Annotated in this window: 19 protein-coding genes; 8 read left to right on the forward strand and 11 right to left on the reverse strand. The window is 74.0% G+C overall.

Going from position 1 to position 20577, the window contains the following annotated elements:
• Positions 1 to 44: 44 nt before the first annotated feature.
• On the reverse strand, positions 45 to 716 hold the full coding sequence (locus OG764_RS34160) for a DUF4097 family beta strand repeat-containing protein (RefSeq protein ID WP_328972204.1): 672 nt from the start codon (positions 714 to 716) through the stop codon (positions 45 to 47).
• 294 nt (positions 717 to 1010) lie between these two features.
• Between OG764_RS34160 and OG764_RS34165 the strand changes: the two genes are divergently transcribed.
• Positions 1011 to 2177, forward strand: coding sequence for an ABC transporter substrate-binding protein (locus OG764_RS34165; RefSeq protein ID WP_328972205.1), 1167 nt, complete (start codon positions 1011 to 1013; stop codon positions 2175 to 2177).
• A 259-nt stretch (positions 2178 to 2436) separates the two neighbouring features.
• Here OG764_RS34165 and OG764_RS34170 read toward each other — a convergent pair whose 3' ends face one another.
• The gene (locus tag OG764_RS34170; RefSeq protein WP_328972206.1) at positions 2437 to 3747 is read right to left on the reverse strand and encodes an MFS transporter; all 1311 of its coding nucleotides are present in this window, start codon (positions 3745 to 3747) and stop codon (positions 2437 to 2439) included.
• A 99-nt stretch (positions 3748 to 3846) separates the two neighbouring features.
• Here OG764_RS34170 and OG764_RS34175 point away from each other — a divergent pair, with 99 nt between their 5' ends.
• Positions 3847 to 4932, forward strand: a complete 1086-nt coding sequence (locus OG764_RS34175) for a helix-turn-helix domain-containing protein (RefSeq protein WP_328972207.1) — start codon at positions 3847 to 3849, stop codon at positions 4930 to 4932.
• A 105-nt stretch (positions 4933 to 5037) separates the two neighbouring features.
• On the opposite strand, the gene OG764_RS34180 is transcribed toward OG764_RS34175, so the two are convergent.
• Positions 5038 to 6264, reverse strand: a complete 1227-nt coding sequence (locus OG764_RS34180) for a cytochrome P450 (RefSeq protein ID WP_328972208.1) — start codon at positions 6262 to 6264, stop codon at positions 5038 to 5040.
• A 260-nt stretch (positions 6265 to 6524) separates the two neighbouring features.
• Entirely contained in the window at positions 6525 to 7169 is a 645-nt protein-coding gene (locus OG764_RS34185; protein WP_328972209.1) for a CGNR zinc finger domain-containing protein, read from the reverse strand.
• A gap of 85 nt (positions 7170 to 7254) precedes the next feature.
• On the opposite strand from OG764_RS34185, the gene OG764_RS34190 reads away from it, so the two are divergent.
• The 3 genes from OG764_RS34190 (at position 7255) to OG764_RS34200 (ending at position 10502) form a co-directional block, all read left to right on the forward strand.
• A complete protein-coding gene (locus tag OG764_RS34190; protein WP_328972210.1) occupies positions 7255 to 8043 on the forward strand; it encodes an MBL fold metallo-hydrolase in 789 nt (262 codons plus the stop codon).
• Positions 8044 to 8195: 152 nt separating this feature from the next.
• Positions 8196 to 9227 carry a sulfotransferase family protein gene (locus OG764_RS34195; RefSeq protein ID WP_328972211.1) on the forward strand — a complete coding sequence of 344 codons (1032 nt, stop codon included), beginning with the start codon at positions 8196 to 8198 and terminating at the stop codon, positions 9225 to 9227.
• Between the two features lie 171 nt (positions 9228 to 9398).
• Positions 9399 to 10502 carry a right-handed parallel beta-helix repeat-containing protein gene (locus OG764_RS34200; protein WP_328972212.1) on the forward strand — a complete coding sequence of 368 codons (1104 nt, stop codon included), beginning with the start codon at positions 9399 to 9401 and terminating at the stop codon, positions 10500 to 10502.
• Here the strand turns inward: OG764_RS34200 and cutA are convergent.
• Entirely contained in the window at positions 10474 to 10665 is a 192-nt protein-coding gene (gene cutA / locus OG764_RS34205) for a divalent cation tolerance protein CutA (protein ID WP_328972213.1), read from the reverse strand. The genes OG764_RS34200 and cutA overlap by 29 nt on opposite strands.
• 75 nt (positions 10666 to 10740) lie before the next feature.
• Here cutA and OG764_RS34210 point away from each other — a divergent pair, with 75 nt between their 5' ends.
• Both OG764_RS34210 and OG764_RS34215 read left to right on the forward strand, forming a co-directional pair.
• Positions 10741 to 11946, forward strand: a complete 1206-nt coding sequence (locus tag OG764_RS34210; RefSeq protein ID WP_328972214.1) for an FAD-dependent oxidoreductase — start codon at positions 10741 to 10743, stop codon at positions 11944 to 11946.
• 221 nt (positions 11947 to 12167) lie between these two features.
• A complete protein-coding gene (locus OG764_RS34215; protein WP_443056134.1) occupies positions 12168 to 13265 on the forward strand; it encodes a DUF5954 family protein in 1098 nt (365 codons plus the stop codon).
• A 143-nt stretch (positions 13266 to 13408) separates the two neighbouring features.
• On the opposite strand, the gene OG764_RS34220 is transcribed toward OG764_RS34215, so the two are convergent.
• Entirely contained in the window at positions 13409 to 14224 is an 816-nt protein-coding gene (locus OG764_RS34220) for an alpha/beta fold hydrolase (protein WP_328972216.1), read from the reverse strand.
• A 122-nt stretch (positions 14225 to 14346) separates the two neighbouring features.
• Positions 14347 to 15003 (reverse strand): MerR family transcriptional regulator, encoded by a 657-nt coding sequence (locus tag OG764_RS34225; protein WP_328972217.1) that lies wholly within the window; start codon positions 15001 to 15003, stop codon positions 14347 to 14349.
• A gap of 155 nt (positions 15004 to 15158) precedes the next feature.
• Here OG764_RS34225 and OG764_RS34230 point away from each other — a divergent pair, with 155 nt between their 5' ends.
• Entirely contained in the window at positions 15159 to 16670 is a 1512-nt protein-coding gene (locus OG764_RS34230; RefSeq protein ID WP_328972218.1) for a DUF3533 domain-containing protein, read from the forward strand.
• A 144-nt stretch (positions 16671 to 16814) separates the two neighbouring features.
• On the opposite strand, the gene OG764_RS34235 is transcribed toward OG764_RS34230, so the two are convergent.
• From OG764_RS34235 to OG764_RS34250, 4 genes are all read right to left on the reverse strand, one after another.
• The gene (locus tag OG764_RS34235; RefSeq protein WP_328973266.1) at positions 16815 to 17174 is read right to left on the reverse strand and encodes an ArsR/SmtB family transcription factor; all 360 of its coding nucleotides are present in this window, start codon (positions 17172 to 17174) and stop codon (positions 16815 to 16817) included.
• Between the two features lie 199 nt (positions 17175 to 17373).
• Positions 17374 to 17748 (reverse strand): hypothetical protein, encoded by a 375-nt coding sequence (locus tag OG764_RS34240; RefSeq protein WP_328972219.1) that lies wholly within the window; start codon positions 17746 to 17748, stop codon positions 17374 to 17376.
• A gap of 232 nt (positions 17749 to 17980) precedes the next feature.
• The gene (locus OG764_RS34245; RefSeq protein ID WP_328972220.1) at positions 17981 to 18826 is read right to left on the reverse strand and encodes an MBL fold metallo-hydrolase; all 846 of its coding nucleotides are present in this window, start codon (positions 18824 to 18826) and stop codon (positions 17981 to 17983) included.
• Positions 18827 to 18911: 85 nt separating this feature from the next.
• Positions 18912 to 20528 carry an FAD-dependent monooxygenase gene (locus OG764_RS34250; RefSeq protein ID WP_328972221.1) on the reverse strand — a complete coding sequence of 539 codons (1617 nt, stop codon included), beginning with the start codon at positions 20526 to 20528 and terminating at the stop codon, positions 18912 to 18914.
• Between the last annotated feature and the right edge of the window lie 49 nt (positions 20529 to 20577).

Consider the following 20577-nt stretch of genomic DNA (forward strand, 5'->3'; position numbering starts at 1 on the left):
GACCCGGGGTCCCGCCGGTCGCAGCACCGGACACCCCCACAGCACTAGATGCTGCGGGCGGTGATGTCGCCGTACGAGGTTGTCGCGCGGATGTTCAGGTCGGCGGCGGTGCCGTCGGTGTTGTTCAGCGCGTTCTGGATGCGGCCGTAGGAGGTGCTCGCGTAGAGGGTGGCGGAGGCTCCGCGGGCGGCGCCGATCGAGATCGCGCCGGACTCGGTGTGCAGGGTGACCGTGCCGCGCACGGCTTCGGCGATGGTGATGTCGCCCTGCTGGACGCTGATCTCCGCGGCGCCGTCCACGCGGCCGACCGCGATGCCGCCGGCCTGGACGGAGAGGCGGGCGCCGGCCGTCTCGTCGAGGTGGACCTGGGCCTGCGCGCCCTCGAAGACGACGTCGCCGAGGCGTCCGACGCCCCGGAACTCGCCGCTGGCGGTCTTCGCCTCGACGCCGGAGCCGGCGGGCAGCCGGACGGTCACCTCGACGGATCCGCAGTCGCCGAGGATCCGGTTCTTCGCCGGTGCGGCCCCGATCCGCAGGACGCCGTCGGCGTACGCGACCGTGATCTGCTCGGCGGCCTGCGCGTCGCGGCTCTTCGAGGCGTTCGCGGGCAGGACCTCGACGGTGGTGGTGTCCCGGTCGGCGGCGACGAACCGGATCCGTCCGGCGGGGATGTCGAGGACGGCGGAGACGGGTGCGGAGGTCTCGAACTTGTACATGGTGCTCTCCTTCTTCGGTGTTCGCGGCCACTGCCGGCCCGCCCGGTTTCTGATGATGGAAACGCTACGTTGCATTCAAAGATCAGGCAACATGCTCGTTGCGTCGAATTGCTGATATCGCAGGTCAGGCAGGAGAAATCGTTGCAATGGTCTCGCGTCTAATGCAACACGGTCGATCTCTATCGTTGCAATCAATTGGATGCGAACGCTTCGAGGGCGAATAATCGGTTGCCTGGGGCGAGGGCGGTGGTTGCAATGGCCGGCAGTCGCATCGCCCCGGGGAGACGTCCACGCATGAGCACGAACACGCCGCCGTCGCCGGGCGGTGCGGAGCGAACCGCCGCATCGTTCGACGGATCGCGCGAAGGAACACCCGCCGGGTCACGCGCCGGCTCGACCCTCCGGATCGGCGCTCTCGCCCCGCTGACCCGACCCGGCTGGGCCGAAGCCGGCCGGCACCTCCTCGCCGGACTCGAACTGGCCGTCCGCGAAGTCAATGACGCCGGCGGGATCCTCGGTCGACCGCTCGAACTGGTGGTCCGGGACACCGCGGCCGATCCGCAGCGGGCCGCGGCGGCCGTCGACGAACTGGCCCGCCTGGGCGTGGCCGCCGTGGCGGGGGAGTACCACAGCGTCGTCGCCCGCGCCGCTGCCGCCCGGGCCGACGCCCTCGGCCTGCCGTTCCTCTGCTCGTCGGCGGTACTCGACGGGCTCACCGAGACGCCGACCGGACGGGTCGCGCGCCTCGCCCCGGCGCAGTCCCACGGCTGGCGGATCTACGCGGACTTCCTCCTCGCCGCCGGCCACCGGCGCATCGCCGTGGCGGCGCAGCCGAGCGCCTACTGGGCCTCGGGGACCCGCATCCTGCGGGACCGCCTCACGCCGCACGGCGGCACCGTCATCGAACTCGACGCGAGCGCGCTCGCCCCCACGGCCCTGTGCGACGAACTCGCCGCCCGGCGCGCGACGGCCCTGCTCCTCCTGGTCGGTCACCCGGACCCGGCGGTGCCGGTCGTCCGGGCGGTGCGCCGCGACGAGCGGCTCGCCGAGGTCCTGATCGGTGCTCCGGCCGGGCAGCCGGAGTTCGCCGAATGGGAGGCCCTGCTGGGCGCCGACGGCCGCGGGATCCCGTTCCTGCGCTACCTGCCCGAGCGCCTCGGTCCCCTGGGCGCGCGCGTCCGGGCGGCCCTGTGCGAGCGGCTGGCAGAAGCGCCCTCGTTCGTCGCCTTCGAGGGGTACGACACGGTCGCCGTCCTCGCCGGGCTGCTGCGTTCGCACGGCGCGGACCGGGCGCGCATCGCCGAGTCCTGGCCGCGTGTCGCGGTCGAAGGCACCCGCGGGCAGATCGCGTTCACCCGTACACCGGGCATCAGCGTGTGGCAGTGGGCGTGGGCGCCGGTCCAAGTCGCCGACCGGGACCCGGCGGTACCCGGCCGCTTCCGGGTCCGCCACGCCGGCTGAGCGAGCCCGCAGGTCCGGCAACCGGTCGTCCGGCACCGGAGCCCGGATGTACGGCAATGGCGGCGAGCTCCGCCACACCACGTCCGGTGTGTACTCCGAGGACCGCGGCGGCTCCCGGAACACCCTCACAAGATCGACGCCTGTTGACGTCACGCACGGTGCGGCCGCCCCGACGTCAGGCGTCGGGGCGGCTCCGCGCTGCCACGGGCGGTCGGCGTCGTGCCGTCGGCGCGCGGCGGCTCACCTTCGGCGCGGAGCCTCACATACGGCGCGCCGGCCGGTCGGCACCGCCGGGGTCGGCGCCGTGATCCTTCTCGGTGGCAACGGCGCCGGCGGAGGCGAGCGTCGCGGCCGCGAGGCTGCCCCACAGGGCGGCCGGGCCGTGGGGTGCGAGAGCCGTGATGACCGCGGGGGAGACGGCGAGGCCGAAGCCCGTGGAGAGTTCGAAGCGGGCGAGGGTGCGGCCCAGGACGCGGGCGGGGGCGAGGGCGGTCACGAGAGCGGTGGCGGTGCCGGCGTAGACGATCTCGCCGAGGGTGCAGACCACGGACACCGCGGCGACGGCCGGTGCGCCCCAGCCGTGCCCGAGCGAAGTGGCCGCGAGGAAGCCCGTGTAGGACGCGGCGAGCACCACGCCGGCGGCGGCCAGTACGGTCCGCCGCCGGAAGCGGGACAACAGGAGGGTGACGGGCACCTGAAGGGTGACCACCAGGACCGTGTTGGCCACGAAGACGGCCGCCGACCAGACCGGGGACGCGTGCAGCTGCGTCACCAGGACCAGGGGGAGCGCGATCTCGGGGACGTTGAGGCAGAAGACGTAGACCACGTTGGCGGCCAGCAGCGCGCGCATCCGGGGCACGGGCGTGTCGGCCCCCGGCGAGCCTCCGCCCCCGGCTGCGTCTCCGTTCCCGGCCGGGCCCGCGGCCGGATGCGCGTGCAGGCGGACCGACCAGGCCAGCGCCGCCGCGGTGAGGTACGCGAGCCCGGTGACGGCCGCCAGTGCCTGCAACGCGGTGGTGCCGCCCGCCAGGCACGCGGTGGCGACGAGCGCGCCCACGCCCAGGCCGGCGTTGCGCAGGGCGCGGCCCGCCGCGAGCGCGGTGTCCCGCTCCCGGCCCTGGGCGACAGTGGCCACGACCGCCGCGTGGGCGGCCGGCCAGGCCTGGTTGCCGAGGCCCAGGAAGAGCGCCGCCGCCGCGAACAGCCCGACGTGCCCCGCCGGGGTGGCCAGCAGCAGTGCCACGCCCACCACCCGTACCAGCATCGACGCCGCCACGACCGTGCTGCGGGCGCCCCGGTCCAGCCAGCGGCCCACCACGGGCATGCACACCAGACCCACGACCACGCCGACCGTCATGGCCACGCCCGTGGCCGGCGCGGACAGCGCCAGCACCGCCACCCCGTACAGCAGCAGGAAGGGCCGCAGCAGGCCGGTGCCGAGCGCGTCCACGGTCAGGGCGACGGCGTAGCGCGGGCCTCCGGAGGCGCGGACGAGTGCCGAGGCGCGGGCGCGGAAGCGGGCGTGGACGCCGACGCGGGCGCCGGGCGGGAGCTCGGTGGTGAGGGCCATGGCGGCAACGGTGCGGTGCGGCCGCCGGGCGGGGTGCGCCGGTTGACGGTGTCCGTCAACCGGCGACGCCGTCCGCCGTGCGGTGGGTGATGATGAAGGGTGACGTTGAAGATCGACATCAGTGGCCCGCCGTCCGAGCGACTGCGCTTCGCCGCCTCTCCGCTGGCCGAACTGACGGCGATGCTCCACGTGCTGGCCGAGCCGGGACATCATCCGCGGCACGCCGGCTGGGCCGCGGACGTCCGGGCCGGGCTGCGGCCGGAACTGGCCGAGCGGTTGCGGGAGGCGGAGTTCCTCTGGCGTTCCTCCCAGGCCGACTTCCTGATCCCCGCCCGGCCCCGGCCGACCCTCGCCGAGGAGCTGGACGACGTGGACCGGCTCGACGACGACACGTACGTCACCGCGGCGCTCGTCACCACGTGCGGCAGCAGCCGGGTCTCCTTCGGCGCGTCGTCGCCGCTCACCGCCGCGACCGCGCGCGAGCGGGCCCTGGACCTGGCGCAGGCCCGCGGGCCGTTGCAGGAGGTCTTCGCGGAACGGCTGCTCGCGGATCCGGCCGCGGTGCGGGCGCGGGTGCGCCACACCCTCGAACAGTGCGCGGAGGCCTTCTTCGACGCCGCCTGGGCGGGCGTGGCCGTGGAGCTCGCCACCGACCTGCGGCTCAAGAACGACCTGCTGAAGCACGAGGGGATCGAGGCCGCACTCGCGTCGGTCTCCGGCGCGGTCACCCTGGCGCCCGACGGCGACTGGATCGTCCTCGACAAGCTGTTGGACAAGGCGACCACCGCCCGCGGCGCCGCGGTCACCTTCATCCCCAGCGTCTTCGGCCGCCCCCACCTGGCGGCGGTCCACGCGCGGGGGTGGCAGCCGGTGGTGCAGTACCCGGTGGCCGAGCCGGGTCCGGCGGAGCCGGTACCGCTGGAGACGGTCACCCTCCGGCTGGAGGCACTGGCGCATCCGGTACGGCTGCGGCTGCTGCGCACCCTGGCCCGGGGCCCGCACACGACCCGTGAACTGGCCCACGCCTGGGAACTCTCGCCCCCGGAAGTCTCCCGCCACCTCGCCGTCCTGCGCCGCGCGGGCCTGCTCACGGCCCGGCGCCGCGGCCGGTACGTCCGTTACACCCTCAACCTGCCCGACCTGGCGGGGCTCGGCACCGACCTGCTGGCGGCCGTACTGCGCTGAGCGGTCGCGGCCCGGTACGTCTGCCCGGTACGTCTGCCCGGCACGCGCAACCCGGAACGCGGACACGGAGTAGGGAACCGGGCGCCATCGTGCAGCAGGTGACGCTCAGCAGGTGACGTGCAGCGTGTGCGGCGAGCGGTGGATCAGGGTGGGGCGCATGGCCGCGGCGGTGTCGTCCGGGGCGAGGCGCAGGTCGGGCAGCCGGTGGGTGAACAGGTCCAGTGTGAGCCGCAGTTGCTGCCGGGCCAGCTGCGAGCCCGGGCAGCCGTGCGGCCCCTGGCCGAAGGCGAGGTGGCGGCGGTCCAGCGGGCGGTCGATGTCGAACCGGTCGGCGTGCTCGTACCGGTCGGCGTCCCGGTTGGCCGATCCGAAGGCGACCAGGAGGGCGGCCCCGGCCGGCAGGGCCGTGCCGGCCAGTGTCAGCGGCCGGGTGGTGATCCGGCGGAAGGCCTGTACGGCCGTGTCGTAACGCGCGGCCTCCTCCACCGCGGCGGGTATCAGCGCCGGATCGGCGCAGAGCCTCTCCCACGGGGCCCGGTCGTCGCGCAGCAGGTGCAGCAGGGTGCTGCCGATGAGCGCGGCGGTGGTCAGGAATCCGGCGATGAGCAGGTTCTGCAGGCTCGCCACGAGTTCCTGCCGCTGGGCGAGCGTCAGCTCGCAGTCGCCGGGTGCGAGGGCCGCCACCATGGTGGAGCACAGGTCGTCGCGGGGCGAGGCCCGGCGGTCGCGGACGTACCGGTCCAGCAGGTGCTGGAGGGCGACGACGTCCGAGGCTGCGGCCACCTGTTCCTGCGGCGGCAGGGGCCGGAACAGCAACTCCTCGGCCCGGTACCCGCCGTGGACCGCGGCGGGCACGTCCGCGGGGTCCAGGCCGATCAGCCGGCCGATGACGAGGCCGGGCAGCCGGCGGGCGTAGGCGCCCATCAACTCGGCGGCGCCGTCCGCCGCGATCCCGTCGGCCAACTCCCGCGCGCACTGCCGGGCGTACGGGACCAGGGCCGCCACGCGCCGCGCGGACAGCGCGCGGTTCAGTACGGCCCGGTGCCGGGCGTGCTCCGCGCCGTCCGAGGTCACCACGGTCGGGCAGGGCCCGAACCCCTTCGCGAGCACGGCGAGCGCGGCCGGCGCGGGCACGACGTCCGGCGTCAGGGCGTTGGCGGAGGAGAAGTCCTCGGGGCGCAACAGCACTTCCCGTACGTCCCGGTCGCGGGCCACCAGCCACGCATCGCATTCGGGTACGTACGTCAGCCCCCCGGCCCGGCGGGCGCGGGCGTACAGCGGGTACGGGTCGAGGTACAGCTCGTCACGCCTGGCCTGCTCGTGCGACGGCACACGGACCTCCGCGTCGGGGTCGGTGGCGGGGACCGGACGGCCCCGCTCGGGTGAACTCGGCCGGATTCGCGGGGACTTCGTCGAGCGAGGGTGAACTCGGGTCGGCGGCCCGGGCGGACTTCGCCGAGACCGGACGACTCCGCGGAGCCCGGACGACGCCGTTGAGCCCGGGGAAACCCCCGTGATCCCGGGGGAACTCCGGCGTCGGCCATCATGCCCGGCCACCGCCGTACCGGGAAGGCCGCATCCCCCGACGCGGTTCAGCCGGCGTTCGACTGGGTGCGGCGGGCGTAGGCGCGGGCGGCGCGGGCCCGGTCGCCGCAGCGGGTGGAGCACCAGTGGCGGCGACCGTGGCGCAGCAGGTAGCGGGTGCAGGGGGTGGAACCGCAGCTGGTGAGGCGGTCGGCGTCGGGACCGGTGAGGAGGTCCGCCGCGTTGGCCGCGAGGGTCGCCAGTGCGCGGGCGAGGATCTCGTCGGTGGGGCACAGCGCCGCGCGGTAGGGCCCCCTCTCCTCGTTCCAGTACAGCAGGGCGGCCGCGGGGGCGCCGGTCAGCGCGTCGTTGACGGCGGACAGCGCCACGGGCGGGGCGGGCGTGCCGCGGACGTGGGCGTCGAACAGCGCTCTGACGTGTTCGCGCAGCGTGCGCAGCCGCGCCGCGCACACCTCCTGCACTCCGGCGTCGGCCGGTGCGAGGCCGTGCGCGGTGAGCCACCGGTTCGTGCGCCCGGGGGTGTCGAGGAGGTCGACGGAGTGCCGTCCGGGCAGTACGAGGGCGCTGTTGACGAAGTCGAGGGCGAGGTGGTCCTCCGCGCCCGGCGCGGGCGGCGGCAGGGACTCGGCGGTTTCGACGGGTGCCACGGATCCGGCGGGCTCGACGGGGTCGGCGGTGTGGGTCGCGCTCATGGTTCTCATGGTACGGCTTGCGTTTATCCATGAGTATCCGGCTATGATCATCACGGATAAACCACCTGCCATCCGTGAGGTTCTGATGACTGACACCAGCGCGCCCGCTCAGCAGATCCCCGTCCGCGTATTCGGCGGCCCGACCGCCCTCTTCGAGTACGGCGGTCTGCGCTTCCTCACCGACCCCACCTTCGACGCGCCCCGCGACTACCAGGTGCCGGGCGCCGTGCTGACCAAGACGGCGCCCGCCTCCGCCGAACCGGCCGACCTCGGCCGCATCGACGTCGTCCTGCTCTCCCACGACGAACACCCCGACAACCTCGACGAATCCGGCCGGGCGCTGCTCGCCGACGTTCCCCTGACCCTGACCACGCCCGGAGGCGGACAGCGCCTGGGCGCGGGAGCCAAGGGGCTGGCCGACTGGGAGTCCATAGACCTGGACCGCCCCGGCGGCGGCACCCTCACCGTCACGGGCGTGCCCGCCCTCCACGGGCCCGGCGCCCGCGAGGAGGTCGAACCGTTCACCGGACAGGTCGTCGGCTTCGTCCTCACCGGGCAGGACCTGCCCACGGTCTACGTCAGCGGCGACAACGCCTCGCTGGGCCTGGTCGAGGAGATCGCCGAGCGGTTCGGCCCGGTGGACACCGCCTTCCTCTTCGCGGGCGCCCCGCGCTTCCCCGATCTCTTCGACAACGCCGTGATCGTCCTCGACAGCGCGCAGGCCGCCGACGCCGCCAGGATCCTCGGCGCCCGCCGGGTGGTTCCCGTCCACTACGACAGCTGGGCGCACTTCACCGAGGGCCGCGACGCGCTGGTCGCCGCCTTCACCGACGCCGGCCTCCTGGACCGGCTGGACCTCGGCGACCGCCACTGACCGACCGAGCGGCCGGGCGCACCGAAGACCGAACGCACCGCACCGCACCAGGGGCGGCGGAACGGCTTCGGTGCGCCCCCCGTTCGTGGGAGGCTGCTGCGGACCCCCTCCGGTCACCCACCCGCATCGCCGTACAGGCGCTTGGAGGGACCGTGCGAAGTCTGACTTTCATCGTCGGTACGGGGCGCAGTGGTTCGACCGCGCTGTCCCGGATCGTGAACATGCACCCCGACGTACTGAGCCTCAACGAGCTGCTCGCCTCGGTCGGTCCGGGCGGCCTGCCCGACGGGGTCCTCTCCGGTGCGGAGTTCTGGCGACTGCTGGCCGACCCGAACCCCGTCTTCGAAACCATGATCCGCAGCGGCCTGCCGCTTCCGGAGTTCCTCTACACCCGCCGGCCGGGCAGGTGCGCGACCGGAACCACCGGCATTCCCGCGCTGCTCCTGATGGTCCTGCCCCACCTCAGCGACGATCCGGACGCCCTGCTCGACGCGCTCGCCCCGCAGATCGCGGACCGGCCCGTGCGGCCGGCGGCCGACCACTACCGGGCCCTGTTCGGGACGCTGTGCGAGCGGTTCGGCCGCACCGCCGTCATCGAACGCTCGGGGTACTCCGGCGAGTGGGTACCACGCCTGCACGCCGCTTTCCCCGAGGCCCGGTTCGTCCACCTGTTCAGGAACGGACCCGACTGCGCCCTGTCCATGAGCCGCCACCCCGGCTACCGGACCATCGTGCTGCTCCGGGAGATCCTCGAGCGCACCGGCGTGGCCCGGCCCGCGGACCTCACCCCCGCACACGTCCGAACGCTGCCGCCCGACCTGAGCCCCCTGCTCGGCGAACGCTTCGACCCCGCCCTCGTACGCGACCGCGCGATGCCCGTCGGCAGGTTCGGCGAACTGTGGTCGCACCTGGTCATCGAGGCCGTCACCCACCTGGAACGGGTGCCCGGCTCCCGCCGCGCCACCCTGTCCTACGAAGACCTCCTCGACGATCCGGAAACGGAACTCGCCCGCCTCGCCGAGTTCGCCGGCGTCGAACCCCTCCCGCGCTGGCTCGACGCCGGCCGCGCCTTCCTCGACGCCGGCCGCCGGGGAGCCGCCCAGCGCCTCCCGGCCACCGCCCGCACCGAACTCGCCGAACGCTGCGCCCCCGGCACGAGGGCCCTGGGTGGGCCGTTGCGGTGAGTCCGTTACTGCAATGAGCCCCTCCCGGTGGTGTGCGGGGCCGTGTCGTCGCGGCGCTGCCCATGATGGGCGGCGGGTCTGCCGGGCCCGCGCGAGCGGAATCGAACCGACGCGGTCGTGCGCCCGTCCCGGCCGGATCCGCCTGCCCGTCCGCTCGCTTGAAGGAGCATCATGCGGTCTGCACGCATTGTGGGTTTGCTGTTCGGGGCGGTCGTACCGCTCGTCGCGGTCGGCGCTCTCGCGCCGGCGTCCGCCGTGACGAAGCCGCGCGACCTGGTCGTTCCGACGGCGGCCTACCCGACCATTCAGTCCGCGGTCGACGCCGCGCGCCCCGGGGACCACATCGCCGTACGACCCGGCGTCTACCGCGAGCAGGTCGTGATCGGCAAGAACCTCACGCTCACGGGTGCGGGGGCCCAGAAGACCACGATCCGCGCCCCCGAACAGCTCGTGACGGGCTCGGACGGTCGCAACTCGCTCGTCACCCTCGACAACGCGGCCTCCGTGCACATGTCCCGGCTCGCGGTGAGCGGGCCGGGTTCCGGCACGTGTGACGAGGGCGCGCTCGGCGCGGGCATCCGGGTCCTGGGCGGCGCACACCTGGACCTGAGCCACGCGCGGGTGACGCACATCCAGGACACACCCATGGCCCCGTGCTTCCGCAGCGCCAGCTCGGTCCTCATCGGTGACCTGCCAGTCGGCACCGGCTCGGCGAACATCCGCGACTCCCGCATCACCGACTATCAGGGCTCGGGCATCGTCGTGCTCAACGAGGGGTCCCGCGCCACGCTGGTGCGCAACGTCGTGACGGGGCAGAAGAGGCTGTCGACCGACGGGATCGAGTTCGTCGGCGCGATCGGCAGGATCGAACAGAACGTCGTCAGCGACAACGCGTGCCGCGAGCCCGATCCGGAATGCGGGCCCGACTTCTTCAACGAGTTCCAGCACGCCGGCATCCTGGCGGGCGGCACGGGGACGGTCATCACCAAGAACCGCCTCACCGGCAACCAGCTGGGCATCTACGCGTTCGACACGGCCGAGATCAGCCACAACCACCTCGTCGACAACACGTACTTCGGGATGGCGCTCCAAGACGGCTCTTTCACCGCCACCAAGGACACGATCCGGGGCGGTACGGGCGGGGTCGCGGTCGTCGCCTCGGCGGTGAACACCACGGCGCGGCTGAACCGCGTGAGGATCGGGAAGACCTCGGGCGCGGCGATCCAGAAGTTCGAGTGCTGCGGCTTCACCGCCACGGTGACGTCCAAGCCGTAGCGGAACTACGGTTCCCCGGAGCCGACGGCGTCTCCCGTCGGCGGGGTCTGGACTCCTCCGCCGCCCAGGCCGGGTAAGCGGGGGAGCCGCCCGTGACCGGCACGGTGATCCACTGCGGGAGGTCGTAGGGATGGTTCGCGGTCACGATCTCGGTCTCAGGCATGACCGTGACTCTACAGATGTAGAGTGGCGGTCCTGGGGCCTAACCGGGACCCCGAGTCGGGTGGAGGGGTGTTCCGTGGCGAAGCGGCATGCGGTCGTGGTGGGAGCAGGGATCGGCGGGCTGACGGCCGCCGTCGCACTGGACCGGCGCGGCTGGCGCGTCACCGTGTGCGAACGGGCTCCCGAACCACCCGTCACCGGCGCCGGAATAGGGCTCGCGCCCAACGCCCTGCGGGCACTCGAAGCCATCGGCGTCGACGCGGCGCACGCCGCCGGGAGCGCGGTGGCCGCCACGATGGGCGTACGGCGGCCCGACGGCCGGTGGCTCACGCGGGTCGGCACCGACGCGATGGCGGCCCGGTACGGGATGGCCCCGATCGCGGTTCCCCGCCCTGCACTCACCGCCGCGCTGGCCGCCGGGCTGCCACCGGAAGCCCTGCGCCACGGCACGGCCGTGACCGGCGTCGACGAGGCCGAGGACGCGGACGGCGTGACCGTGCGGACGGCGGCCGGTCCGGACCTCGCCGCCGACCTGGTCGTCGCCGCCGACGGCATCCACAGCCCGCTGCGCAGGGCACACTTCCCCGCGCACCCCGGCCTCCACTACACCGGCGAGACCGCGTGGCGGGCCCTGGTCCACGCCCCGGAGCTGCGGATCTCCGCCATGAGCGAGACGTGGGGGAGGGGCGAGCGGTTCGGTGTCACGCCGCTGTCGGACGGCCGGCTGTACCTGTACGCCACCGCCGTCGTGCCGGCCGGCACCCGGTCCGCCGATCCCCGCGCCGAACTCCGACGGCGCTTCGGCGCGTGGCACGACCCGATTCCGGCCCTGCTGGACCGAGTCGGCCGGCTGGACGCCGACGACGTGCTCCAGAACGACCTGTACGACCTGGCCGCCCCGCTCCCGCGCCTGCACCACGGCCGGACCGCCTGGCTCGGGGACGCCGCCCACGCCATGGCCCCCAACCTCGGCCAGGGCGGCTGCCAGGCCATCGAGGACGCGGTGATCCTCGCCCACCTGCTGCCCGCCGGAGACGGGGACGACGGCCCGCACGCCGTTCCCGCCGCCCTCGCCGCGTACACCGCCGCACGCCGGGACCGTACCGACGCCGTACGCCTCCGCGCCCGCCGGGTCGGCCGGCTCGGCGCGCTCCGCAACCCGCTCGCGGCGGCGGCCCGCGACCTCGCCGTCCGAGCCACCCCCGACCGCCTGTCCCTGCGCGGCATGGACGACCTCTTCAACGGCTTCCGCCTGCCGGGACAGCGGCCGGCGAGACCCTAGCCGCCGTGTCGGACCGCGCCGAACCATTCCTGCCACAGCCCCGGCGGGCGCGGCCGAACGCCCTGGCGGGGGCGGCGACCGCCGCCCGGCCCACCGTCTCTGACACCCGCTGGTGCAGGCCGCGTTCCCCCGTCGAGCCGTGGTGGGGGGAGGGTCACCGCAGAGGGGTGGGAATGTGGGAATCCGGGGCGGTCGGGGGTGGGCGTGGGCAGGATGGGGGGATGGATCGTCGGGATGTAGAGCCGGGCCGGTCACGGCCGATGGTGGTGCGGCTGCCGGTGGAACCGGTGGAATCCGCAGTGGAAGCCGATGCGGTCGACGCGGTGCGGCGTGCGGGCGACGTGATCGTCCGCGGACCGCTGTTCGGGGTGGCGGCGCAGGGCCCCGATGACGGGCAGCGGTGGCGGGTGGTGGTCGCGGTGACCTCCGGCTGCCCGCAGCAGGCGCGCGACGGACTGAACTCCAAGCTGTGGTTCCAGGCCAAGGACCACGCGCACGACAAGGCGGAGCGGCGCGCACTGCTCGCGGCGGTGTCCCGGCTGGAGACCGAACGGGTCGACGACCTCGACGTGGCGGGCACCCGCTACCGGGTCGTACGCGCCGAGGAGTACGCCGGCTCCGGAGCGGACGGCATCGAAGCGCCGCGGCCCACCGATCCCGAGCCGCCCGTGCCCGACTGGGACCGGAGCGCCAAGGCGCCCGAGACCGATGACGACCTCGTCCTGGACCCGGACGCGCCGCTCACCCCGACCCAGGCCCTCGAACAGCTCGCACTGCGCGAACTCTGCTACACCGGTGAGCGGTTCCCCGAGCACGTGCGCGCCGATTCGCGGCGGGCGCTGGACACGTACCCGGACGTGCTGGTGCTGCCGGCGACGTTCGCCGTGGTCGAGCAGGCCGCGCGGTCGTGGACCCCGGTCAGCGGCCCGCACGCGAGCGCGCACGCCGCCCGCCTGTCCCTGGACTTCGCGCTGACGTGGATGTGGCCGCGGATGCACGGCCACATCCCCGAAGGCGCGGACATGCACACCGACGCCCACAACTGGACGGCCGACGCCGCGGTCCCCGCCGGGGGCTCGCGGGCCGCGGATCTGGCCGGGTTCGCCGAGGCGTCGCGGACGCTGCGCGCCGGGCCGCGCGTCAACCGGCTGGAGTTCCAGGGCACCGTGTACCGGATCGCGCGGACCCGCCGACTGCTGCGCTGGGGCCCGGACGGGCCCGAGGGGCCCCGCCCGTCCGACCTCAACAGCCAGGAACCGACGCGCATGCACCTCACGCTCGACGAAGACGGCCGCATCGTGCCCGAAGGGGAGGAGTGAGGCGCGGCCCCCGCCGCTCCCGCTCCCGCTGCCCCGCCGCGGTCGCCGGTCCGGCCTCCGCCCGGAACCGGCAGACCGTCCGGTGGTCCGGCCGTCCGGTGGTCCCGCCGTCCGGTGGTCCGGCAGAACGGCAGAACTCGTCGTCAGTCCGGCGTGGCCACGGCCGTGGTCGTGGCGAGGAAGTCGCGGAGCAGGTGGAGGGCGTCGGGGCGTTCCAGGTGGACGTCGTGTCCGGTGCCCGGGACGCTCGCGGACGTGGCGCCGGGGCGGCGCGCGAGCATGCCGTCCACGTCGTGCGCCCGGAGGAAGCTGGACTCGGCCAGGACGACCAGGGTCGGGCAGGTGATCCGCTCCCACTCGGCCCGGAAGGAGTGCCGGGTGAGCTCCTCCAGCGAGGCGACCATGACGTCCCGCTCGAAGCGGGGCCACCACCGCCCGTCGCGTTCCTCCAGCCCGTCGGCCCAGCCCTCACCGGCCGGGCCGCCGCCGAGGAAGCGGACCGCGGCTTCCCGGGAGGGGAAGGGCACCGGCCAGGAGTCGAGCCAGCCGCCTATCTCCTCGGGGGTCTCCGGGTTCGGATCGCCGGGACCGGCCTCCACGAGGACGAGCGCGCGGACGAGTTCGGGGTGCGCCGCCGCGGCGAGCATGGCCGTGTGCCCGCCCAGCGACTGGCCGACCAGGACGGCCGGACCGAGCCCGAGCCCGTCCAGTACGGCGACGACGTCGGCGACGTAGGCGGCGCGCGAGACGTCCCGCGGGGTGCGGTCGCTGGCGCCGTGGCCGCGCTGGTCGACGGCCACCACCCGGTGGCGGTCGCGCAGGTCCCGGGCGGTCGCGTCCCATTCGCCGGCGTGGCCGGCGAGCCCGTGCAGCAGGACCACCGGCGTGCCCTCGCCACCCCAGTCACGGCAGGCGAGCCGTACTCCGTCGCGCACCACCGTGCGTCCCGTCCATGTCATGAGGCGGCCTTTCGAGCGGATCGGCGAACGGGTGTACGGTACCCGCCGGCCTGGACCGCTGCTCGAACCGGTCGGCCGGAGGCGGGGGTTGGGCCCGTGGCCGCGCACCGGGGGCCCGCGGGTCAGGCGGTGGCGTCGCGGGCGCTGCGGCGGCGGACCTGGTCCTCCTGGGCGAGGCGGCGCAGCAGCTCGAAGACCGGCGCGCAGATCGCGAAGACGATCACCGCCCGCTCGGCGAGCGCCACCGGATCGTCGAGGGTGGCGGCGCGCTCCAGGTCCAGGCGGGCGACGGACCGGGCCAGGTCCGCGTACGCGGCGAGCTCCCCGGGGGCGTAGCCGGCCTCCAGCCGGTGCAGTTCCTTGAGCGCGGCCGCGAGTCCCTGGACGTGCGGGGAGGTGTCGGGCGTCTGCCAGTCCATGGCGGCGATCAGGTCCGCGACCTCGGCCCGCGCGGCGGCATCGGCCCGCTCCTCCTCGTCGGTGTCGGCCGACGGCTGGGACACCACGGGCACCGGCAGGGCGTAGCTGATCGCCCCGAGGGCGCCGTCCGTGCTGTCGGCCTGGTCGATCGCGCCCAGCACGTCGCGCGTGGCCGCGATGGTCAGCCCGCCGAGCGTGGTCAGCGCCTTGATCAGGCGCAGCCGCTCGGCGTGCTCCTCCCCGTACTCCGCCAGCGTCGCGGCCGTCGCCCGGCCTGCGGGCAGCAGGCCCTCCCGGCGGAAGTACTTGATGCTCGCGACCGGCACGCCCGTGCGCCGGCTCAGTTCCGAGATCTTCATGCGGCCTCCCTGCGGTGTGCGCGGCCCGGCACCCGGCTCCCGCATCCGTCCGTGAATTGGACTCTCCAACAAGATACTGCCACTATCCAACTACTGGATATTCCAAGTATCCAACTACCTGACGTGACCGCCGATGTAACCGCACCGGAGAAACGATGCCTCAGCCCACACCCCCTTCCGTGCTCCGCAGCCCACGGCTGTGGATCGGAACCGGCCTCATCGCCGCAGTGGTGTCGATCCTTTTCGCCCTGCTGTACGTGGGCGGCAACGTGAACCCGAGAGGCAACCTGCACGACCTCCCGGTCGCCGTGGTCAACGGGGACACCGGCGCCAAGGTCAACGGCCGCCAGATGAACGCGGGCGACCAGGTGGTCGCCGGCATCGAGAAGGCGGCCCGGGGCAAGGACAGCATCGACTGGCAGGTGCTCACCCGCGCCGAGGCCGACGAGCGGCTGGGCCAGGGCAAGCTCTACGGCGCCCTCGTCATCCCCAAGGACTTCACGGCGACCGTGACCGGCCTGCTCGCTCCGCCGCAGCCGCCGGCCGGGGCCAAGGCCGGGGCGGGAGCCGGGGCCGGGGCCGGGCAGCAGGCCGGGGCGCCGCAGGCCGGGCAGCTCGCGCCGCCGACGCTGACCGTTCTCACCAACCAGGCGGCCGGCAGCATCGGCTCCTCCATGGCTTCCCAGGCCACGCAGAAGGCGGCCCACGCCGCCTCCGCCCAGCTCGGCAAGGAACTCCTCCAGCAGGCCGGCGGCAGCAAGGCGCAGCTCCCGCCCGCCGCCCGGCTGATGCTCACCGACCCGGTCACCGTGACGGTCGCCGACGGCCACCCGCTGGGCGCCCGCAGTGCCATGGGGCTGAGCGCCTTCTACTACGCGCTGGTGCTGGTCGTCTGCGGCATGCTCGGCGCCAACCTCGTGAACTCGCAGGTCGACTCCGCCCTCGGCTACCTGCACGCCGACTTCGGCCCGTTCCGCCAGCGGATGCCGCTCCGGCACACGAACCGGGTCCGCACGCTGGCGATCGGCTCGGTCCTCATGCTCGGCCTGTCCGTGCTCATGGGCACGCTGGTCGAGGTCGCCACGGTCGGCATCCTGGACATGGACGCCTCGCACCTGGGGCTGCTGTGGCTCTACTCGGTCGCCACGGTCTTCGTCGTCGGCGTGGGCGGTCTCGCGCTGTTCGCCGCCTTCGGCACCCCCGGCATGCTCCTCGCCACCATCGTCTTCATCGCGGCGGCCGTTCCCTCGTCCGGCGCCACCGTGCCGGTCCAGGCGCTGCCCGGGTTCTTCCGTACGCTCGCCGAGTTCGAGCCGCTGCGGCAGATCACCGACGGTCTGCGCTCGATCCTCTACTTCGACGCCCAGGCCGGCGCGGGCCTCACCCGCGGCTGGACCGCCATGGCCATCGCCTTGGTCGCCGCGCTGCTCTTCGGCTTCGCCGTCACCCGCTTCTACGACCGCCGGGGCCTGCACCGCATCCCCCGTCCGGCCGAGGCCGCCGGCGCCGGCGCCATTCCGGCACCGACAGAGACCACGGAGGCCGCGGAGGCCGGTGCGGCCGGGTCCGAGGGTGAGGCCGAGGCCGGATCCGAGGGCGAGGCCGGGTCCGAGTCCGCGGGTGAGTCCGAGGTCGCGGGGGACGCCGCGGCACCCGCGAAGGGCTGACCGAACCGAAGTCGCCCCGAACCGGGCGCGTCACCGTGCCGACGGGCCCGTCCTGATCACAGGACGGGCCCGTCCGCATGCCTGCCCCCCCCGCTGCGTCGGCGCAGGAAGGAAACGGGTCCGGGCTGCGTCCGTGTCCGTCCGCTACCGCTCGGTCCGGCCCCCGGAAGCCGCCGGGGCGGCCTCTCTGAGTTCCGCGAGGAGTTCGGTGCGGCCGGCGAGCATCTCGGTGAGGATGCGGCGGGCCGCACGGAGCAGGTCGGCCACGTCGCCGCCCGCAAGGGCGTAACTGACCGTCGAGCCCTCGCGGATGGAGATGACGATGCCGGAGCGGCGCAGGACGGCGAGCTGCTGGGAGAGGCTGGACGCCTCGATCTCGATCTCCGTGAGCAGATCGCGGACGGGCATCGGCCCGTCCTGCAGCAGCTCCAGCACCCGGATCCGGACCGGGTGCCCGAGCATGCGGAAGAACTCCGCCTTCGCCTGGTACAGCGGTACCTGCATTCCCACGGGTGCTCCAGCTGTCGCGTGATGTCGCGCGGACCGCGGCCGCCGTGTGCACGTCCGGTGCGCCGGCTCGGCGGTCCTCGTGTCATGGTCGCGTCCCGGCGACCCGCCCAGACCCGCATTTGACCGGATTTGGATCTGTCGAATTGAAGAAGTCTTCAATTCGTGGGCATGCGTGGGCCGCCGGAAACGCGGGTCAGAACTCCAGCGTGGCCTCGATCCGCTTGAGCTGGTGGCGGGCCATCGCCAGATTGGCGCGGTTCTTGTCGAGCACCAGGTACAGGAAGAGGCCGCTGCCGTTGCGGCCCTGGAGCAGTCGGAGGAGGTGGTACTGGCCCCCCAGCGTGATGAGCAGGTCCTCGATGTCGTCCTGCAGGCCCAGCATCTCCATCGTGCGGACCTTCGCCCTGATCACGTCGGTGTTGCCGGCCGCGGCCACCGTCAGATCGAGGTCCTTCCCGCCGCCGAGGGTCCCCAGCGCCATACCGCTGGTGTAGTCCACGAGGGCTACACCGAGGGCGCCGTCGATCGAGGTCATCGCCTCTTTCATGGAGACTTCCACGTTCGCCATACTTGTCCACTCCCTTGCCGTGCTGCGTCACGCCCGGCACAGCGGGCTCCCGCCCCTGCCGGACTCCTGCCCGGCTCAAGCTAGTGATCCGGCGTCGCGCCGTGGCGAGAATGGGAGAATCGGCGAAAACCCGCCCCTCGGGTACGCCGGTCCTGTCGGGTACCGCGGTCACCCCGGTCACCTGGGTACCTCGGGTACGGCCAGCCGCCTGCGGACGGCTCGGGCGTGGGAGCTACCCGGGGTACACCACGATGAAGTCACCGCACGGGCCGACGTGCTCGTCCAGGGCCTTGCGCAGTCGGTGCAGGTGCGCGGTCGTCAGCTGGAGCGGCGGTTCGTCGGGCTGGTACGTCGTACCCCGCGGGTAGTCCTCGTCCGGGGTGCGGGTCATCTCGATGTGGCAGCCGAGGACGTGCGTGATCGGCGTGGTGGCGCAGAAGGCGATCAGCCGGTCGACGGTCGCGGAGTACGCGTCGACGTCGCTGACGTAGAGACGGCCGGGGTAGAGGGAGTCCCCGGTGAGCAGCAGGCCCGTGTGCCGGTCGTGGAAGACGACGGCGTCCTCCCGGTGGCCGGGCCCGGGGATCAGGTCGAGGACGCGCCCGCCGAGGTCGAGCTCGGCCGGGCGGTGCGGCCAGGACTCGAAGCCGAACCAGTCGATCACCTCGGGCAGGGAGGCGCCCACCACCTGGGTGTCCGGGCGGTCCGCGAACTGGGCGTCGCCGGCGATGTGGTCGCCGTGCCCGTGGGTGTGGGCGACCACGAGGCCGTAGCGGGGGCGCGGGTTGCGGGCCAGCCAGGCGTCGATCAGGGCGTCGACGGTGGCCCGCAGCGGGAGGTGCGCCGGGTCCGGGCTCGCGCCGGTGTCGATGAGGATCGCCCGCTCGTTCCCGAAGAGCAGGAAGAGGAAGGGGGCTTCGTAGTGCGCCGACTTGTTCTGGCGCAGCACCAGCGTGTGTTCGGAGTAGGCGTGTACCTGGATCTCCGGAGCCGGGTCGTGCATCGGTGAGGGCCAGCCGGCGTGCCAGACGACGTCGAGACTGCCGGGGACGGGTGCGTCTGCGTGGAAGTCGATCACCCCCGCACCCTACGACGCCCGTCCCCCGGCCCGTCCCCGCCCGCCCGCTCGGTAGCCAGCCGTAGCCGTAGCCCCGGCCCCGGCCTCAGGCGAGGGGCGCGGTGTCCCCGATGCCGATGCCGATGCCCGAGCCGTTGCCGTTGCCGTTGCCGTTGCCGATGCCCAAGCCGAACCGGGCCGCGTACCGGGCGGCTCCGTCCGCGGTGTCGCCCGCCCACCCGATGTGGCCGTCCGGGCGGATCAGGAAGACGCCGTCCCCGTAGGCCCCGTACGACGGGATGCGTACGGTGCGCACCGACGGCAGGCCGCCCTCGCCGCGCGCCGTGGTGCCGGCGGCCGGGTCCGACTCCGCGGAGCCGACGGTCAGCAGGGTCCAGTGCGGGCCCTGGAACGCGTCGAAGAGCCGGACGCCGGCGCGGATGCCGTCCGGGGCGCGGTCGCCCGCGCGCAGGGCGTCCTCGGGGAGGCCCGTACGGGTTTCCACCGACAGGGACGCGTCGCGGTAGCCGAGGCCGAGCTGCTGGGTGGCCTCGCCGCGCCGGATCTCGCCGCGGTGCACGGCCGTGGACAGGCCGAGGATGTCCGCTGCGACCGGCATCCGCTCCTCCTCGTACGAGTCGAGGAGGGACGCGGGGGCGTGGCCCGCCAGCACCGCGGCCAGCTTCCAGCCGAGGTTGTACGCGTCCTGCACACCGGTGTTGAGGCCCTGGCCGCCCGCGGGGGAGTGGACGTGCGCCGCGTCGCCGGCGAGGAGGATCCGGCCGTCGCGGAAACGGTCCGCCATCGCGGCCCGGGGCCGGAAGTCCGACGCCCAGTGCACCTCGGTGACGGCGTCGGGCGCCAGGTGCGAGCGGGCGGCGACGGCCTTTCGGATGCCGTCGAGGGAGATGTCCGGGGCGGTCGCCCCGACGCCTTCGGCCGCGTTCAGGAACTGGGCGGTGACCTGGAAGCGGTCCGTCCCCGCCAGCGGGCAGATGGCGAGGAAGCCCTCGCCGCCCGCCGGCGGGAAGACGTGCCAGTGGTCCCGGTCGAGGCCGGTGATGCGGACGTCGGCCACCAGGATCGGGTTCGGGTCCACGGTCTCACCGGTCATGCCGATGCCGAGGGTGCGCCGCACCGTGGACCGGCCGCCGTCGGCGGCCACCGCGTACCGCGCGCGGACCGTCTCGCCGGACGCGAACACCGCCGTGACCCCGGCCGCGGTTCCGGCGCCGGCCGCGTCACCCGTCCCGGCCGCCGTGGCAGCCCCGGCCGCGTCACCCGTCCCGGCCGTGGCGTCGCCGTCGGCCCCGTCCTGCGTGATGCCGACCAGTTCGCGGCCGAAGGCGACCGTGCCGCCGAGTTCGGTGAGCCTGGCGTGGAGGAGTTCCTGGGTACGCCACTGCGGCACCATCCACGGCTGGTGGTACGGGGCGCCCTCGCTCGGCTCGGTCTCGTCGAACATCCGGTGCTCGCCCTGCCGGACGCCGTCCTTCCAGATCATTCCGACCGGGTACGGGCCGCCCGCCGCCAGGATCGCCCGGTGCAGGCCGAGGTCCTCCAGCACCTCCAGGGTGCGGGGCTGGAGGCCCTTGCCGCGCGAGCCCGGGAACAGGCCCTCGGCCCGCTCCACGACGAGGGCGCGGATCCCGCGCCGGGCGAGGTCGACGGCGAGCGCGAGCCCGGTCGGGCCGGCTCCCACGATGAGGACGTCAGTGTCCATGGCGATCTCCTTAACGCTGTTAAGTTCCGATGCCCGAGAGCGTGCACTT

The organism is Streptomyces sp. NBC_00239 (assembly GCF_036194065.1).
In the GTDB taxonomy this organism is placed as follows: domain Bacteria; phylum Actinomycetota; class Actinomycetes; order Streptomycetales; family Streptomycetaceae; genus Streptomyces.